The sequence below is a fragment of the Psychrobacter sp. CAL346-MNA-CIBAN-0220 genome, assembly GCF_040309805.1.
Classification (GTDB): Bacteria; Pseudomonadota; Gammaproteobacteria; order Pseudomonadales; family Moraxellaceae; genus Psychrobacter.
The window spans coordinates 565,212-582,193 of record NZ_JBEOPF010000001.1 but is presented as its reverse complement, the minus strand read 5'-3'; the positions used below and the strand labels follow the sequence as shown (position 1 = coordinate 582,193).

Annotated in this window: 14 protein-coding genes; 4 read left to right on the top strand and 10 right to left on the bottom strand. The window is 41.0% G+C overall.

Annotated elements, in window-relative coordinates:
- Positions 1-7: 7 nt before the first annotated feature.
- On the bottom strand, positions 8-286 hold the full coding sequence (gene yajC / locus AAEY88_RS02250) for a preprotein translocase subunit YajC (RefSeq protein WP_350558442.1): 279 nt from the start codon (positions 284-286) through the stop codon (positions 8-10).
- Positions 287-815: 529 nt separating this feature from the next.
- Between yajC and AAEY88_RS02245 the strand changes: the two genes are divergently transcribed.
- The 3 genes from AAEY88_RS02245 to AAEY88_RS02235 all read left to right on the top strand — a co-directional run bounded on the left by AAEY88_RS02245 (position 816) and on the right by AAEY88_RS02235 (position 6,132).
- A complete protein-coding gene (locus tag AAEY88_RS02245; protein ID WP_350558439.1) occupies positions 816-2,117 on the top strand; it encodes a hemolysin family protein in 1,302 nt (433 codons plus the stop codon).
- A 275-nt stretch (positions 2,118-2,392) separates the two neighbouring features.
- A complete protein-coding gene (locus AAEY88_RS02240) occupies positions 2,393-2,893 on the top strand; it encodes a hypothetical protein (RefSeq protein ID WP_350558436.1) in 501 nt (166 codons plus the stop codon).
- A 194-nt stretch (positions 2,894-3,087) separates the two neighbouring features.
- A complete protein-coding gene (locus AAEY88_RS02235; RefSeq protein WP_350558434.1) occupies positions 3,088-6,132 on the top strand; it encodes a LysM peptidoglycan-binding domain-containing protein in 3,045 nt (1,014 codons plus the stop codon).
- 137 nt (positions 6,133-6,269) lie between these two features.
- On the opposite strand, the gene AAEY88_RS02230 is transcribed toward AAEY88_RS02235, so the two are convergent.
- On the bottom strand, positions 6,270-7,460 hold the full coding sequence (locus AAEY88_RS02230) for a transglycosylase SLT domain-containing protein (RefSeq protein ID WP_350558431.1): 1,191 nt from the start codon (positions 7,458-7,460) through the stop codon (positions 6,270-6,272).
- Between the two features lie 917 nt (positions 7,461-8,377).
- A complete protein-coding gene (locus tag AAEY88_RS02225) occupies positions 8,378-9,250 on the bottom strand; it encodes a Nif3-like dinuclear metal center hexameric protein (RefSeq protein ID WP_350558428.1) in 873 nt (290 codons plus the stop codon).
- 288 nt (positions 9,251-9,538) lie between these two features.
- On the opposite strand from AAEY88_RS02225, the gene AAEY88_RS02220 reads away from it, so the two are divergent.
- Positions 9,539-10,861: a trypsin-like peptidase domain-containing protein gene (locus AAEY88_RS02220; protein WP_350558425.1), complete on the top strand. Its 1,323-nt coding sequence runs from the start codon at positions 9,539-9,541 to the stop codon at positions 10,859-10,861.
- 132 nt (positions 10,862-10,993) lie between these two features.
- On the opposite strand, the gene yfaE is transcribed toward AAEY88_RS02220, so the two are convergent.
- The 7 genes from yfaE to nrdA form a co-directional block, all read right to left on the bottom strand.
- Complete coding sequence (gene yfaE, locus AAEY88_RS02215) at positions 10,994-11,260, bottom strand: class I ribonucleotide reductase maintenance protein YfaE (protein WP_350558422.1); 267 nt, start codon at positions 11,258-11,260, stop codon at positions 10,994-10,996.
- A 95-nt stretch (positions 11,261-11,355) separates the two neighbouring features.
- Positions 11,356-12,489 carry a class Ia ribonucleoside-diphosphate reductase subunit beta gene (gene nrdB / locus AAEY88_RS02210; RefSeq protein ID WP_350558419.1) on the bottom strand — a complete coding sequence of 378 codons (1,134 nt, stop codon included), beginning with the start codon at positions 12,487-12,489 and terminating at the stop codon, positions 11,356-11,358.
- Between the two features lie 81 nt (positions 12,490-12,570).
- Positions 12,571-12,915 carry a hypothetical protein gene (locus tag AAEY88_RS02205; protein WP_350558416.1) on the bottom strand — a complete coding sequence of 115 codons (345 nt, stop codon included), beginning with the start codon at positions 12,913-12,915 and terminating at the stop codon, positions 12,571-12,573.
- Between the two features lie 126 nt (positions 12,916-13,041).
- Entirely contained in the window at positions 13,042-13,329 is a 288-nt protein-coding gene (locus AAEY88_RS02200) for a type II toxin-antitoxin system mRNA interferase toxin, RelE/StbE family (protein ID WP_350558413.1), read from the bottom strand.
- A complete protein-coding gene (locus AAEY88_RS02195) occupies positions 13,319-13,570 on the bottom strand; it encodes a type II toxin-antitoxin system Phd/YefM family antitoxin (protein ID WP_350558410.1) in 252 nt (83 codons plus the stop codon). Before AAEY88_RS02195 ends, AAEY88_RS02200 begins: the two co-directional genes overlap by 11 nt.
- Positions 13,571-13,730: 160 nt before the next feature.
- Entirely contained in the window at positions 13,731-14,513 is a 783-nt protein-coding gene (locus tag AAEY88_RS02190) for a hypothetical protein (protein ID WP_350558407.1), read from the bottom strand.
- Positions 14,514-14,619: 106 nt separating this feature from the next.
- Entirely contained in the window at positions 14,620-16,896 is a 2,277-nt protein-coding gene (nrdA, locus tag AAEY88_RS02185) for a class 1a ribonucleoside-diphosphate reductase subunit alpha (RefSeq protein WP_350558404.1), read from the bottom strand.
- Positions 16,897-16,982 lie beyond the last annotated feature (86 nt).

Sequence of the window (16,982 nt, the reverse complement as noted above, 5' to 3'; positions counted from 1 at the left end):
CTAATGCTTATACGCTCTCAATAGTACCTTTAGGCAATACTGAAATCACAGACGCGCGTTGCACCTTAACATCGGTATTATTGTTTAAGCTAACAACGGCATAGATATCTTCCAGACTTTTAATACGACCCATTAGACCACCAGCAAAGATTATTTCACTGCCAACAGTTAAAGAGTTGACCATTGCACGGTGTTCTTTAGTACGTTTAGACTGAGGACGGATCACCAAAAAGTAAAAAATGGCAAAAAATGCTACTGGTAATAAGATTTGACTTAATAGTTCCATATCTCTCTCAATATATAATAGACAATAATAAAATTAGACGCATAGTAACAAAAAATCCCAGACTTGGTAACTGTTAATCATGGGATGAGTGTATTTTTCTCAACACAGCAGCATACTAGCAGTCGCTATCTATCACGACAATCCTTATGGTGTATTAAAACCAATAAAGCATAAGCATATATTTGCTGTTAGATAGAGTATTTAGGTACAGCGAGCACCGTGAACTAATACTATGGTAAAGGTTATCTCTAAGCTTAGCTTCTCTCTGCATTTGTTTATCCACTGTAGAGGGCACCAATCGAAACAATAGCTAGATAGTATGACAAATTATTGTTAAATATTGGCATCAATGCTAATATAAAATGGTTATGTTTGTCTTTATCAAGTATAAAAAAACAGCTTGATTTTAGCAATAGGTAACACAGTCTATAGCTGCTATAGCAGTAATCTTTTACTTTAGTCACAGTAATAAACTTTAATTCGTTCTATATTCGTTTTATCCTCTTTTTTTTTGTGTAGGTTACTTAACTTGTTCAACACTTTTTTGTTTATACCTCGTTTATGTTGTCCGCGCGCTTATCGTCAAGAAGCGTCTTCTAAACCTCCCCCGACGACCCAAAAACACCCTCGTGTTAGCGCTGTAGGCGCATTTACGGTTTCATCGTTGGTATTGCTGTTGGCGATCTTGCCTTATCCGGCATTGGCAGCGGATGCACTTGCAGCGCCTACTACTACGAATGTGGTATTACTGATTGGTTTTATCAGTATGGCAATTGGGTTATCCTTTGTCTGCTCGATGGCAGAATCAGTGTTGCTGAGCATGACACCTTCATATATTGCTGATGTTCAAGACAGTAACCCCAAAAAAGCACAAATGCTTAAACGCTTAAAACAAGATAATGTTGATCAGTCATTAGCGGCCATATTGACGTTAAATACCATTGCTAATACTTTGGGCTCTATCGGTGCTGGCGCGCAAGCGACTATCGTCTTTGGTAGTACATGGTTTGGACTTTTTTCAGCGTTAATGACGTTAGCTATCCTGACATTTTCAGAAATTATTCCTAAAACCTTAGGTACCGTATACTGGCGACAGCTCAGTGGACTGGTGGCTCAATTTGTACGCGTTATTATCATTGTTTTATATCCTCTTATCTGGCTATCTGAGCGTCTAACCAAACTACTGGTACGCGGAAAAGAGACAGATGTCTTTAGTCGACGTGAGTTTGCAGCCCTTGCCAGTATTGGTGAAGAGGCCGGACAAATAGACCCATTAGAGTCGCGAATTATTCGTAACTTATTGGCATTTGGGGCGATTAAAGTTGAAGATATTATGACCCCGCGTTCGGTGATGCTAGCGTTTGAGCAGAATAAAACGGTGGCTGAACTGCTGGTTGATCGTCCAAAATTAACCTTTTCGCGGTTACCTATTTATGATGGCGATCTCGATAATATCACCGGTTTTGTATTAAAAACTGACATGCTATTGGCGAAGGTCAATCATGCCATGCATAAGCCGTTGACCCAGTTTCAGCGTGAAATAAGCTTTGTATTCTCCAAAATGAAGCTATTTGATCTATTAGATTTGATGCTAAAAAATCGCATTCATATCGCCATTACCGTAGGCGAGTATGGCGAAGTCAAAGGATTGGTTACTTTAGAAGATGTATTTGAGACTTTATTAGGGCTTGAAATTGTCGATGAGATTGATCGCGTTGAAGACATGCAAGCGCTTGCACGGCAAATGATGGATAGGCGAGTAGAGCGCTTAGGTATGAAACTCAGTGATGATGAGCAGTATGATAATAGTCCTATTGACTCAAAAAACTAAACTAACCTTGTTTGAGCAACCTCATATGCAATAATTACACATGGCGTTACATGGCTGTGAGTATTTAATGATAGGCTAAAATTATCTTACAAAAGGTTAATAATTAATACCGTAGTGTGAATATTTCAACGCTTCATTGGCATGTTCTATCATTGAATTGAAGAGTTAATACTGCTTTTAGCAAACCACTAAAAAATGGCATATAAAGTATATATTAGACCGTTAGATCAAATCGTCAATTAAAAAAAGCAGCGATAATAATATTACTAAGGATTATGATGAAACAACTATGGAAAAAAGGGCTATTGGCTCTATTATTTAAAAGTGCTAGCGTCATGACAGTAGTTGCTATCGCCAGTACAGTTAGCACCAGTGCACAAGCGGCAACCATGACCGAAGGTTTGGTACAAAGCTATGCTTCAGCGATGAAGTCAGCGGCCAATAGCCAAAATATTAACCAAGTGGCGCGCCTCGTATCTGATGATGCTTTGATCTCATTGTCTAGAAAAGGTAAATCTACCAGCTTAGATAAAGATGCGTACTTAAAATTGTTACAGAGCAGCTGGAATCAAACCTCAAACTATCGCTATGATATCAGCATCGATAACGTTGTCACCACCGGGTCGCAAGCTAAAGCCAATGTCAATACGATCGAAAGCTGGGTAAGAGACGGTAAGAAAGTTGAATTTGTGACTACCTCGCGTGTCACGTTGACTTTATCGACTGGTAATGCGGTACTTCTACGTGCGGTATCGCAAGTAACTATTGATCAATAAACTGATCAACTGGCTAATAGATTATTAATAGGTATCTAGTAATTGCCGGGTACTTATTCGTATAGGGTATAAAAAATAGCTTAATTTTTATCCAGTATCTCTTACATCGGACTGGTCTTTAGTTTGCATTGCATACTATACTGTCGATTAACTTTATATTCATCTATTCTTATCGTTAGGAAACTCTCACTATCATGTCTACTGTGTCATCAAATTCTCGCTTATTTCTTGCTTTACCACTGACGCTAGCGGTGTCGACTCTACTCATTAGTGCGTGTAGTAATACCTCGGTGGTAAAAAATACCGGTGCGAAAAATAGTACGCCCGTAGTGACTAAGCGTCCGAGCGGTAAGCCTACAACCAATCGCTCGCCGGCAACAAGTGCTGGGGATTATTCAACGGCCTATTTAGACGCTGAGAGTTTAGATGAGTTGGCAGACTTGCTAGAAGCCACTGACATGACCATGGTTGAGGGTAATAAACTGGCCATTCAACAATATGGGGATTTATGGAGTCGTCTTCGTGCCGGTTACCGAATGAACGGTGGTCAAGCTGTTTATAACCAGCGTATTGAAGGACAAAAAAGTTGGTTTACCAGCCGTCAGGATTATCTAAACCGTCTGACTGCGCGCGCAAGCCGTTACTTATACCATACGGTACGTGAAGCTGAGCGTCGTAATATTCCCACTGAGTTGGCCTTGTTACCTGTCATTGAAAGCTCCTATGATCCTAGTGGAACAAGTAGTGCGGCGGCGGCAGGTTTATGGCAGTTTATTCCAAGTACTGGCCGTATCTATGGCCTGAATCAAAGTAATAGTTATGATGGTCGCCGTGATGTTATCGAGTCAACGCGCGCCGCTTATGACTTCTTGACCGCATTATACAATCAGTTTGGGAGCTGGGAGTTGGCTTTAGCCTCTTACAATGCTGGTCCTGGTCGTGTTCAAAAAGCCATCGATGCCAATGCTGCGCAAGGGCTGCCAACCGATTATTGGTCACTCAGACTACCAACTGAAACCATGAACTATGTACCACGTTTCCTCGCAGTGGCTGATATCGTGTCTAAGCCTGAGCAATACGGAGTTTATCTACCAGCGATTGCTAACCGTCAGCATTTTCGTAGTGTACCGGCCAATTATGGTGTGAGCTTAGCTGAAGTGTCACAATTGACAGGGGTTAGTTATGATGAGCTAGAAAAGCTGAATACGGCTCTAACGTCATCGCGTATTGATGCTTCAGGTCCACAGCGGATCATTATTCCCAACGATGTCGACCTTAACCTTGATGCTAAATTAAGCTCGTTAAGAGGTAATGGTACCAGTAACGTGATTGCTGCCAGTGTGCCTAGTAGTACTAGCAGCCCGAGTTATAATGCAAGTCCCAGTTATACCCCAAGTCCTAGCTATACTCCAAGTCCTACTAATGCGTTGCCAAACTACAATAGTAAACCGTACAGTAGCTCGTCACTGCCGTCTACTGGTGGGGGTCTTGCTGAATATGCGTCCAGCGCTAGCGTACCGCAGCAAACGACCAGTTATATTTCGCCGTCTATTACGCCAACGAGTAGCTCCGTATATAGTAGTAACGTATCAGTTAATGCTGAGCCACCCATTACTAGCAAAGAAACCAGTAAAATTAATGCTGAGCTCAAGGAAAGTAATAGCTTACCGACGACCTCAGCTCAGATTACTGAGAATAATACTATTGTCCAAGAACCCCCGCTGAGTAAAGAAGAGCGTAATTTCATTGCCAATCAAATTCAGATGCAAACGGATGAAGTTAGTGAGGCCATTAGCCCTGTTGATGGCAACATTAAGCTATCTGCAGTACAGACGCAACAGTCTATCTTAGAGGCTAGCGGTAAAGAGAAAAAGCTTAGCTTTCCTAAGACTCCAACGAGTAAGCCAAAGCCGCAAGGTGCACGTACGGCTTATACGGTAAAACGTGGCGATACCTTGGCTAATATTGCTAACCGTGCAGGGCTGAGCTGGCGTGATATTGCTGAATGGAACCAAATAGATCCCAAAGCCAATCTGTTCTCTGGTAGCACTTTATATCTCTATGATGCTAAGACGATTGAGCCAATAAGTAACGCCAGTACCACAACGGCAAGCCAGCCAGAGAGTTATGTGGTACGAGGAGGAGATACTCTTATTGGTACTGCCAATCGCTTTGGCTTATCGGTCACCCAACTGGCAAACTATAATAATTTAAGTAGCCGCGCTGATTTACTCAGAGGCCAAAAGCTATGGCTCATACCAGGTAAGGTAAAGGCACCGGTCAGTACACCCGCTGCGCCCTCATCAAGACCTAGTAATAAGTCAACAGGCGCGACCAAAAATTATAGAGTCAAGCCTGGTGATGGACTGATTGCCTTAGCCCGTCAATTTAACGTTGCCACTGAGACTTTAGCCAGTCTTAATGGTATCGGTACCACAGACTCTCTATATGTGGGTCAGAGACTGAAAGTACTTGCTAGTGTGGACCTTACTACCGCTAATAACAGTAGTGGCAGTAGCGCTAATAGTAGTACCGCCAGCGCAACGTCAACCAGTAAATATACGGTAAAATCTGGTGAAACGCTCATTGGTATTGCCAGTAGTATTGGCGTTAGTGCTGAGCAGGTTGCGGCCGTTAATAGTAGCTTTGATGCCAAAGCCCGCTTACAACGTGGCCAAACGATTAAAGTCCCTGCATCTAAGGCGCAAGTGAGTCTCCAGTTAAATGATCAATCAGTCCGCTATAAAGTACAGTCAGGCGATAGCTTAACGGGTGTTGCCCAACGCTATAATATTGCAGTGAGTGATTTGGCATCAGCGAATGGTCTCAATAATACTTCAAACTTAATATTGGGCCGTACTATTACGATTCCTGCTAAAGGCAGTGTTTCCGCGTCTAGTAGTAACAATACGTCTAGTAGTAGTGGCAAAAAGCTTGGCAATACACAGAACTATAAAGTGCAGTCGGGGGATGGTTTAATTGCATTAGCTCGTCAGTTCGGTATCTCTGTAGAAGATTTAGCAGCGACCAATAATATGGCCGCCAATGCAGAGTTACAGCGTGGTCAAACTATTAAGATACCAAAAGCCACGGTTCGTTATACTGTTGGTTCAGGAGATAGCTTGATTGGGCTGGCACGCAAATATGGGGTCTCAACCCAAGAGCTTGCTGATATGAATAAAATCCCAGCAGACACGATGTTACAACGTGGCCAGCGTTTGACAGTACCCAATCGTTAATGGCTATTATCTAGATACTTAGAGTTTCGCAACGGTACTGTGTTGCTATAAAAAAAGCTGCTCTTGTTCTTATTAAAGATCAAGGGCAGCTTTTTTGTTTGGATACTTTTATCTATGAGTTTTTTATTTATTATAAATTAAACCATCTGCGTCTTAATGGTTTGTAGATAACTTCTAATATTACTGACATAGTCCATGCACTGAAGATAACGGCTGTTTGAAGCCTTATTATCGGACAAATAAGCATAGACATTCGCCCAACTTTTATCATCAATATCTTTCGCACGCAATTTTTTCTGGATACGCTTAATCGCATTGGGCCCCATATTGTAGCCAGCGAGTGCGAACCAAATGCGATCTGTTTTGGGCACATCTGCAAAGTTAGATTTCATTTTTTCTAGATAACGCGCTCCGCCACTGATACTTTGGTTGGGGTCAACACGGTTAGAGACTCCCATGGCTTTAGCGGTACTATTGGTCAGCATCATGAGACCGCGAACCCCTGTTGGTGATACCGCATTGGCATTGAGATGGGATTCTTGATATCCCATCGCGACCAGTAATTCCCAATCATGATTATAGTTTTGTGCTTGTTGTTCAAAAGACGACTGATAATCAGGAAGTTTTTCAGTTAAGGCTTTTTTGAAATGATCTTGACTATAGGCATCTTTTAGTAAGTCCTGATTATAAAATGCTGCCAGTTTTTGAGTATTATCTAGCTTTATGCTGTCACATAAAAAATAACTGGCTTGTTTTGCTAACGGATCATTTGCTTGCTTGAATGTCCAGCTAACCTTTGGGTGCAAGCCATTTTTAGTTAAGCTGCTGTCATAGCCACAGCTGAAGTTGACGGACGGTAAATTTAACTGGCTTTTTAGCTGAGTACTGGCCGTAGTGAGCGCCATATCAGCAGCACCTGATTGTAGCGCTCTAAGGGCCGCTTTTTCACTGGCATAAGCCTTCAGTTCAATAGCAACTCCGAGCTCATTAGCGTAATCACGTGCCAGGTCATAACCGAAACCATGTTGAAAGCCATCAGTCGCAAAATAAGTACTACCGCCCGGTACAGCCGCAATGGTCAAGGTTTTATCCAGCATAACATGCTCATAAGCAGGTATTTGCGCGTTCATCGTCGTCAGACTTTCAGCGGGTAGGGACAGCAGAGCAATGCTAGAAAATTGTACTAATTTCTTAGTTTTGGCAAAACGAGTCGATGGAACGAAGTTACTTTTGGTGCTAAGTGTGCGTTTAGCCGGACGTAGTAGATAAGAAATACGGCGTTTGGCACCTTGCGCAGATACTTTGACACGATAAGTAATACGCTGCATGGATGTCTCCTAATGTTAGCCATCCTGCTTACCTTAAATCATAGAGCGCTTATCGATAAAATCAGCACCATATCATCTTGTATGAATCGCCAATATAGAAGCTGTTTATAAAAACTATGGATATAACCTATGTAATTGTACTGATATAGCAATACAGATATTAAGAATAGGTCTGTATCACAAGCAGTTATAGGAAGGAGTAGTGTAAACAGTCCTTTTATATCCAAGCAGTCAATATATGATATAAAGCAACTATGTTGAATTAAGATTCAGCATCGGTAAGGTCATGAGTAAGTTATTAAAACATCAGCGCGGGCAATATATTGAAATAGAACAGCAATCAATTTTATTGCTTTAATCTCAATAAGATTTTGCTTTATTAATTAAATATGACCTATCGTCTGTAAAGAGGGTCTTATTAATAAGCTGCTGTTTAGCAATACTGATAAATAGCTGACTTTATATGTTTTTATGCCAGTGGCATATTATTTCATAAAGTATAGGCTATACAGTGATGGCGACGTTAAGCTTAGATAAGAGGGCGAAAATACTTATATTAAGTAGTATTTCATCTGTATCTATAGCAGTTATCTTTACTATCTATCACATGATAAATACTAAAGATAACCAACTGAGCGCTTAATGTTATAACTGGAGGCGTTAGAAAATTGGAAGTTTCATGACAAAACGTTCTCTTACAAGAGACTAATATGCGGTTTGTATGAGTATTATTCAAGTTAAGTTAATAAAAGATCGATAAAACTTAACAATTGAGCGGTAGACGGTCAAAAATACATCTGTTTTTATTGATAGTATACAATTATCTATCAGTTTCTAACAAGCTTTCAGGTTTTTAATTTATCCCCTAAGCTCACACCAAAATATATTTAAGCATCATAACCAATTAATTATTAATCCTAAGCAGGATTTTCAATGTCGATAAAAGTTACGGGTAAGCCGAAGTGCTGCGCAACTAACGCACCCAAAGCTTGAATACCGCCACGTTCGGTTGCATGATGACCGCAAGCAAAATAATCAATGCCAAGCTCACGGGCGCTATGGGTCGTCCGCTCTGATATTTCACCCGATATAAAGGCATCACAGCCCATTATTGCTGCTTGTTCAATCATGTCCTGTGCACCGCCCGTACATAAACCCACACGTTTAATAAATGGTGAAGCAGCAACATTCGATTGATTCCTGATAGGAATATCTGTTTGATTGTTAATAGAATAGTTATAGCTGCTTGAGATATGTAATGGTGCGCGTTGCAATACTTGGGTGATGGTAGCAGTTAGACTTTCTGCGCTTTGCGGTGGGCAAGTGGCAATATTACCGACGGGATGCGATTCATTAGGATAAAGGGCGCCAGTGATGGTTAAACCTAGCATGTCAGCAAGCTTGGCATTATTACCGATGACTGGATGTGCGTCAAGGGGTAAGTGATAAGCGATTAAAGAAATACCGTGCTGCATCAATTTGCGGATACGTTGACCTTTCATACTACTTAAAGGTTCAGGCTCGCCTTTCCAAAAATAACCATGATGCACCATAATGGCATCAGCTTTAGCGGCTATCGCAGCATCAATTAAGGCTTCACAGGCGGTTACCCCGGTAACAATACGCTCAATAGATCGTCCACCATCAACTTGTAAGCCATTAGGTGCATAGTCTTTAAAGACATCAGCAGACAAGTAGTCGTCACAAAATTGAGTCAATGTTTGCGCTGTGATTGATATACGTTCTGAGTTAGATGATGATGCAGCAATGTTATTATCGTTAGTCGTCATTTTATTCTCACTATTAAACCCTAAATATTTATAATCGTCATTTTAGCATATTGACAAAACGCCAAAATTTTATCGTCAAAGCTTAATCGTCCAATTATCATTCTTTAGGAACGATATATTGAAAAGTAATATCTGACAACAAGCAAAATAACTGAAATGGTACACGATGCGTTACTATTTTATGGTGAGGCCAGTTATAATTTGCATACATGAAAGTATCCATTTGAAGCAATCAGCTGATAGCTCTTATTAACGCTTGTTTATATAAAATTTATAGAGGTTTCCTATATGTCGTCATCCCCGAACACCAACGATAGGGCAGCTTTTTCAAAATGGCTACCTTGGATTTTATTGCTGATATTAATTGCAGCGTTTATTTGGTTGTTTATGAGTATGAAGACACCGTCAGAGGCAACGTGGGAGCCCCCTAGAACTACGGCTGCTGAGAAGCAAGCGTCTGCTCCCGCTGCGGATACACCAGCGCCTATTTCTTCTTATCATAATGCGGTCGCTCGGGCATCGCAGTCGGTAGTCAATATTTATACTACCCAAACGATGGCTGAGCATCCTTATATGGATGACCCCGTTCTACGCCGCTTTTTTGAGTTCCATAGCGATGGCCCACAAGGCCAAGGTCCTACCAACTTAGGCTCAGGTGTTATCGTGTCAGAAGATGGCTATATTGTCACTAATGCGCATGTGATCGAAAAGGCGGATGAGATTACAGTTGCCTTTAATGATGGTCGTAAGAGCCGTGCCAAAATTATTGGTACGGATCCTGATAGCGATTTGGCGGTGATTAAAGTCGATATGACCGGATTGACCCCACTTGGTTTTCGTGAAGCTCCCAGCCGCGTCGGTGATTTAGCCTTAGCTATTGGTAATCCATTCGGCGTCGGACAGACAGTTACCCAAGGGATTATCTCAGCGACCAATCGTACTGGACTGGGTGTCAATAAGTTTGAAGACTTTATCCAAACTGATGCGGCTATTAATCCTGGTAACTCAGGTGGTGCCTTAGTCGATGCGCGTGGTGAATTGGTTGGTATTAATACCGTTATTTTCTCGCGCTCTGGTGGCTCAATGGGTATCGGTTTTGCTATTCCAACCGCACTGGTTGAGCAGGTAATGAATGCCTTAATTAAAGATGGACGCGTAAGCCGTGGTTGGCTGGGTATCGAGATTCAGTCACAGTTACGTGATCCAACCCGACTTGAAACCTCCACAGGTGTGGAAGTACTTAACGTTATCGATAAAGGTCCTGCCGCCAAAAGTGGTTTGAAAGTTGGCGATATTATCCTAACCATTGATGGGGTGGAGATGACCGACGCCAATAAGTTGATTCAGTATGTGGCTCGCAAGCCGCCAACAACTGAACTCAACGCCCAAATATTGCGTAATGGTAAGAACAAACAAATTAAAATCATGTTAGAGGAGCGTCCTGCGCAAGAAGTAGTCGAGCCGCCAACCATTATTCATGACGAAAGTCTTGGTGGACAGCCTAGCTATCACGGTGAAGGACAGGACGAGGCGGTGATGTCGGAAGAAGAACGCATACGTATGCGTGAAGAGCTATTAAAATTGTTTGAAAATGATGCTTCTATCCAGTAGTTGTAATAGGTAATAGGTTATAGGAAGTAAGTGATCAAAAAAAGCGCGTTATCTTATTGAAGATAACGCGCTTTTTATTAGATGATATTTATAATGATATTCGAGAAAATTATATGAAAATTTTAAATATTATCACTCTTTTATCGACTCCTCATTGATATAAATAACGCCTTGCACACGGCAACAGCAGGGTAGTATTTCATTTTCCTCAATCATCGCTAACGGCACAAATGGATAATCGACTGGATGTGAGCTTGCAATTTTCCGCACACGGCAGCTGCCGCAATAACCTTCTTTACACTGATAATTGATCTCATGACCCGTTCGCAGTAGTCCGTCTAATAGGCTCTCATCATCATGCAAGTAGAATTGCTTTTTACTGGTCATCACCCATGTCATAGTAAATCCTATACTGCCTCATCGTTGAGTGTTTGAGTATTCATTAAATATTAACCTGGAGCCTTGTCTTATCGATAACGCGCTATAGCTCATATTTATAGTTCGAAATCATCAAAATCACTGTTTGACAAATCAGAGTCAATTTGACCGACTAAATAAGAGCTGATTTCAGTCTCTTGTGGGGCCACCTGAACGTTATCAGACGATAACCAAGTATTAATCCATGGAATCGGATTGGATTTAGATTTTGGGAACGCTGAAGGCAAGCCGACTGCTTCCATACGTAAATTGGTAATGTATTCAATATATTGGCATAGAATGTCTTTATTCAATCCAATCATCGAACCGTCTTTAAACAAATAGCTTGCCCATTCTTTCTCTTGTTCAGCCGCCTTGCGGAATATCTCAATGCTTTCTTCATAGCAGTCATTGGCAATTTGCACCATTTCTGGATCATCTTTACCATTACGCATGAGGTTTAGGATGTGCTGCGTACCGGTCAAATGTAGCGCTTCATCACGAGCAATAAGCTTAATAATTTTGGCATTACCTTCCATTAGCTTACGTTCAGCAAAGGCGAAAGAGCAGGCAAATGAGACGTAAAAACGAATGGCTTCTAATACGTTGACCGCCATGATACACAGATAAAGCTGCTTTTTCAGTGAGGTTAAATCAACCGTAACTTGCTCACCATTAATGGTATGTGTCCCTGCACCATATAAGTTATATAGCTGGGCATTGTAATAGAGATCATCATAATATTTTGCAATATCAGAAGCGCGCTCTAAAATATGGTCATTAGCCATAATGTCGTCGAACACGACACTTGGATCGTTGACGATATTACGAATAATATGGGTATAGCTGCGTGAGTGAATGGTTTCAGAAAATGTCCAAGTCTCAATCCAAGTTTCAAGCTCTGGAATAGAAACCAAAGGTAATAGCACGACGTTTGGGCTGCGACCTTGAATAGAGTCGAGTAGGGTCTGATACTTGAGATTGCTAATAAAGATATGTTGCTCATGCGAGGATAGATTACCATAGTCAATCCGGTCACGTGAGACATCGACTTCTTCTGGTCGCCAAAAAAACGACAGCTGCTTTTCAATCAATTGCTCAAAGATTGGATGCTTCTGCTGGTCATAGCGGGCAATATTGACCGGCTGACCAAAGAACATCGGTTCTTCAAGGGCATTGTTTGGCGTTTGATTAAAAATGGAATAAGTCATGGGGCTGCCTTTATAAGTTATACAGATTGTTAATCTAAACGTATTGAAAAATACTGCTTTAAAAACATCAGCAAAAATGCGCTATAAGTTCTCTAAAGATATTTGTGTCGGTACTTGTCCATCATTCATATAAGCTTTAAGTATTTCGCTTAGCTCACCATCATCTAATGCTTCTAATTCATCGATAGCACTCTTGCGAAGCGTACCTAAACCAACGTCTTGAGGTTCTATCTTGGGTGGTTTCTTTAATTGTTTTTTGGGTTCTTTTGGTGCTTCTTTCTTTGGTTCTTCGTTTGCGCTTAATTGCTTACGAACGTCTTCGATGTCTACTTTCACTTGTGCAATGTATGAGCGACCATCGTTTAGGTCTGAAAATACGTTAGGGATAAACAAACCACCGTCTTTGATAATTGCGGTATATTGCACGCCTATGACCTCCGTCGTTTTTATTCTGTCTGTGTGTTTTAATTATATAGTGGTAAAGCTAAAGGGTTCTTATTGAATAGGATATAAGACGTCAGACGCCTTTTATAGTGACTACCTTGATGCAGACTAGGGTTTGCGCGTGGCAAGACTGTCATATACTTTATTATTCTCTCTTTTACCTACTGCTAACACATAAACCACGACCACATCATCTTTGACGGTATATACCAGACGATATCCTATCGTGCGTAGTTTAATTTTATAGGTATCGGTGTGTCCCAAGAGTTTTGAAGCAGGAACACGAGGGTTTAATAATCGCTGTTGTAATTTTTTCTTAAACTGCTGCTGAATACTTGGTGCTATCTTTTTCCATTCTTTCAACGCTAATGGATGAAACTCAAGATCATAAGTCATCCAATGTTACCTTTATAGGTATTTGCCCGTCATTCATCCGTGCGCTAACGGTTTGGCTTAATGCCATATCGTCCATCGCTTCCATCATGCGCTCAAAAACGTCTGTTGAAACTAAGTAAGCCACGGGTTTATTGTGGTTTAAAATAGCAATAGACTCACCGTCTGACTGTTTAATCAGTGCCGAAGGGTTGTTTTTCAGCTCTGAGATACTGGCTGTCTGTGTTGCAAATATCGGTTGCATGATTTATTCTCCGCTAATATTATACTCTAAATATAGGGCTGATTTTAGCACGAAAATTAGGTCTTATTTGTTAATCTATTTACGCGTAATTTGTAGAGTGCGCCTCGCGCACCTTTAAGCATAATTTTCATATAATTGGTGCGCTGGGTGCATCCTATGACTACGAAGGCTTTAAACTGGTAATAGGAAAATATTTTTCACAATGCTTGGTCTTATCTATTAAGTAGTCAGCTTTTAATAACCTATTTAGGTCATCAGATTGCATAATGTTATTAGCAAGTTTGTCGCTAAAGTTGATCATCTGATTAGCAATAGAGTCATTTTTAGTGTCAGATGAAGCATAAATCAATTGTATATTTTCTGGAAGCTTAAATTGCTCAAAGTATGGATCTTTATAGCTATTAATTGAGTCGTGTGCCCCAAGATCGCAATCAACTACTATGCCTATTCTATAATTTCTAGGAAATTTATTTTGCACATAATTAGAAATAATAGTGTGCCAGCCCAGTTTCTCAGCATTAATGCTATTATTTATATTAATGAATAAATGAGAGGCGAAAGGAATAAAAGGATATTTACCTGTTTTATTGCATTCGCTTATAGGTTTATTAACAAAGTAAGATGAAGTTACACTAACTAAATTATCGCTAATCAATTTTGTATTTGTGTCTATTGCTACAAGAACGTCAAAATTTTTGAAGATTGCCTTATCACAATCAAATGGCAGTTCAATATTCTTGAGTGGCGTCGAATTAGTTCTTTTCACTTTTCCAGAGATTTTGTTATAAGAGGTTTCGACTTTTGCGTTATCGATGATTTGATTTCTTATTTCTAACGAATCCTCAACAAAGTTATATGTGAACTCAAGCTTACCTTTAAAGTCATCTACGTAGAATTCAATAAACTCATTTCTAGGTTTTTTATCTGTCGTTTTCTTTGCCATATACAAAACCACTCTTATAGTTTAATAGAATTAAGAGGCAGGCTTAACCCGAAAGCCAAACCCGCCATCCATCAGAAATTCTATTTAAAGAACGTCTCTTACAAACTTAAATCTTACAAGCCCCGCCAGCACAATCATCTTCCATATCCGCTTGGGCATCGTTCGCGCCATCACGAGTGTTGTGATAATACAACGTTTTTACACCCAGCTTATATGCAGTCAATAAGTCTTTGAGTAAGACCTTCATAGGCACACGACCCCCTTCAAAGTGCGATGGGTCATAGTTGGTATTGGCAGAGATACTTTGGTCAACGAACTTTTGCATGATGGCGACTAATTTTAAGTAACCGTCATTGTTTGGCATTTGCCATAAGAGTTCGTACTGATGTTTTAGGGTACCGATTTCAGGAACGACTTGTTTTAAGATGCCATCTTTTGACGCTTTAATAGACACTAGACCGCGTGGGGGCTCAATACCATTGGTGGCATTGGCAATCTGACTGGAAGTCTCAGACGGCATCAAGGCGGTTAGGGTTGAGTTACGCAGACCATGAGTAGTGATCTCAGTACGCAACGTTTCCCAATCTAAATGTAGCGGCTCTTGGCAGATTTTATCCAAGTCTTTCTTATAAGTATCAATCGGCAAGATACCTTGCGAATAAGTAGTCTCATTAAAAGCAGGGCAGGCGCCTTGCTCTTTGGCTAATTTGTTTGATGCTTTCAATAAATAATATTGCAAGGCTTCAAAGGTTTGATGAGTCAGACCTAACGCTGAGCCATCTGAATAGCGTACGCCATTTTTCGCAAGATAATATGCGTAGTTAATCACCCCGACACCTAGCGTACGGCGACGCATGCTGCCATTTTCAGCGGCTTTAACCGGATAATCTTGATAATCGAGTAGGGCGTCAAGCGCACGTACGATTAACTCAGCGGGCTCTTCGATATCGCTAACATTCTCGACTTTACCTAAGTTAACCGCAGATAGCGTACATAAGGCAATCTCACCTTCCTCGTCATTGATGTTATCAAGTGGCTTAGTCGGTAGCGCAATTTCCATGCATAGATTCGACTGACGAATAGGCGCGACACTAGCATCAAATGGGCTATGGGTATTGCAATGATCAACGTTTTGAATATAGATACGGCCCGTGCTAGCACGCTCTTGCATCATCAAGCTGAATAATTCAGTCGCTGGAATCTGACGCTGACGAATTGACTTATCTTGCTCGTATTTGGTATAAAGTTCTTCGAATTTGTCTTGATCTTCAAAGAACGCATCGTATAAGCCAGGCACATCTGATGGTGAGAATAAAGTAATATCTTGACCTTTAATCAGACGGGTATAGAGGGTTTTATTGAGCTGAACCCCGTAGTCCATATGACGAACACGGTTGTCTTCAACGCCGCGGTTATTTTTAAGGACTAATAACGATTCTACTTCTAAATGCCATAATGGGTAAAATAAGGTCGCTGCGCCGCCACGAACGCCGCCTTGCGAGCAGCATTTAACAGCGGTTTGAAATAGCTTATAGAATGGCACGCAGCCTGTATGTTGCGCTTCACCACCGCGAATAGGGCTACCAAGGGCGCGAATACGACCCGCATTGATGCCAATGCCTGCACGTTGCGACACGTAGCGCACGATAGCGCTGGTGGTGGCGTTGATAGAGTCTAGGTTATCACCACACTCAATCAAGACGCATGAGCTGAACTGACGTGATGGGGTTCGCACACCAGACATTATAGGTGTAGGCAAAGAGATTTTGAATTGTGAAGTGGCATCATAAAAACGTTTTACGAAATCAAGACGATCTGACTTATCGTAGCTAGCAAACAAACACATGCCAACGAGCATATATAAAAACTGTGGGCTTTCATAAACAGTTTTGGAGACCCGATCTTGTACGAGATATTTACCTGCCATTTGTTCAACGGCAGCATAAGCAAGATTCATATCGCGCCAGTGGTCGATATACTCGTTTAGCTCTTCAAACTCTTCGCGACTGTAGTCAGCCAAGATATGTTGGTCGTATTTGCCAGCATCCGTTAACTTCTGTACATGGTCAAACAAATGCGGCGGTGTAAATCTATTGTAGGCAATTTTACGCAAATGAAAGATAGCCAAGCGTGCGGCTACATACTGATAGTCAGGTGTATTTTCAGAAATAAGGTCAGCGGCAGACTTTATGATGGTCTCGTGAATGTCACGGGTCTTAATACCTTCGTAAAATTGAATATGTGATTTGAGTTCAACTTGCGATACTGACACATTATCTAAATTGTGAGCGGCCCACTCAATGACTTTATGAATTTTATCTAAATCAATTGGCTCAAGACGTCCATCACGTTTGGTCACTTGAATTTTATCGATATGTGTCATGCTACCCTCTATTATTAATTGCTGATATTATTTGTCGCACGGATAAAACCGTTTGACTTTTCTGTAGTACACGGCTATTTAGTATT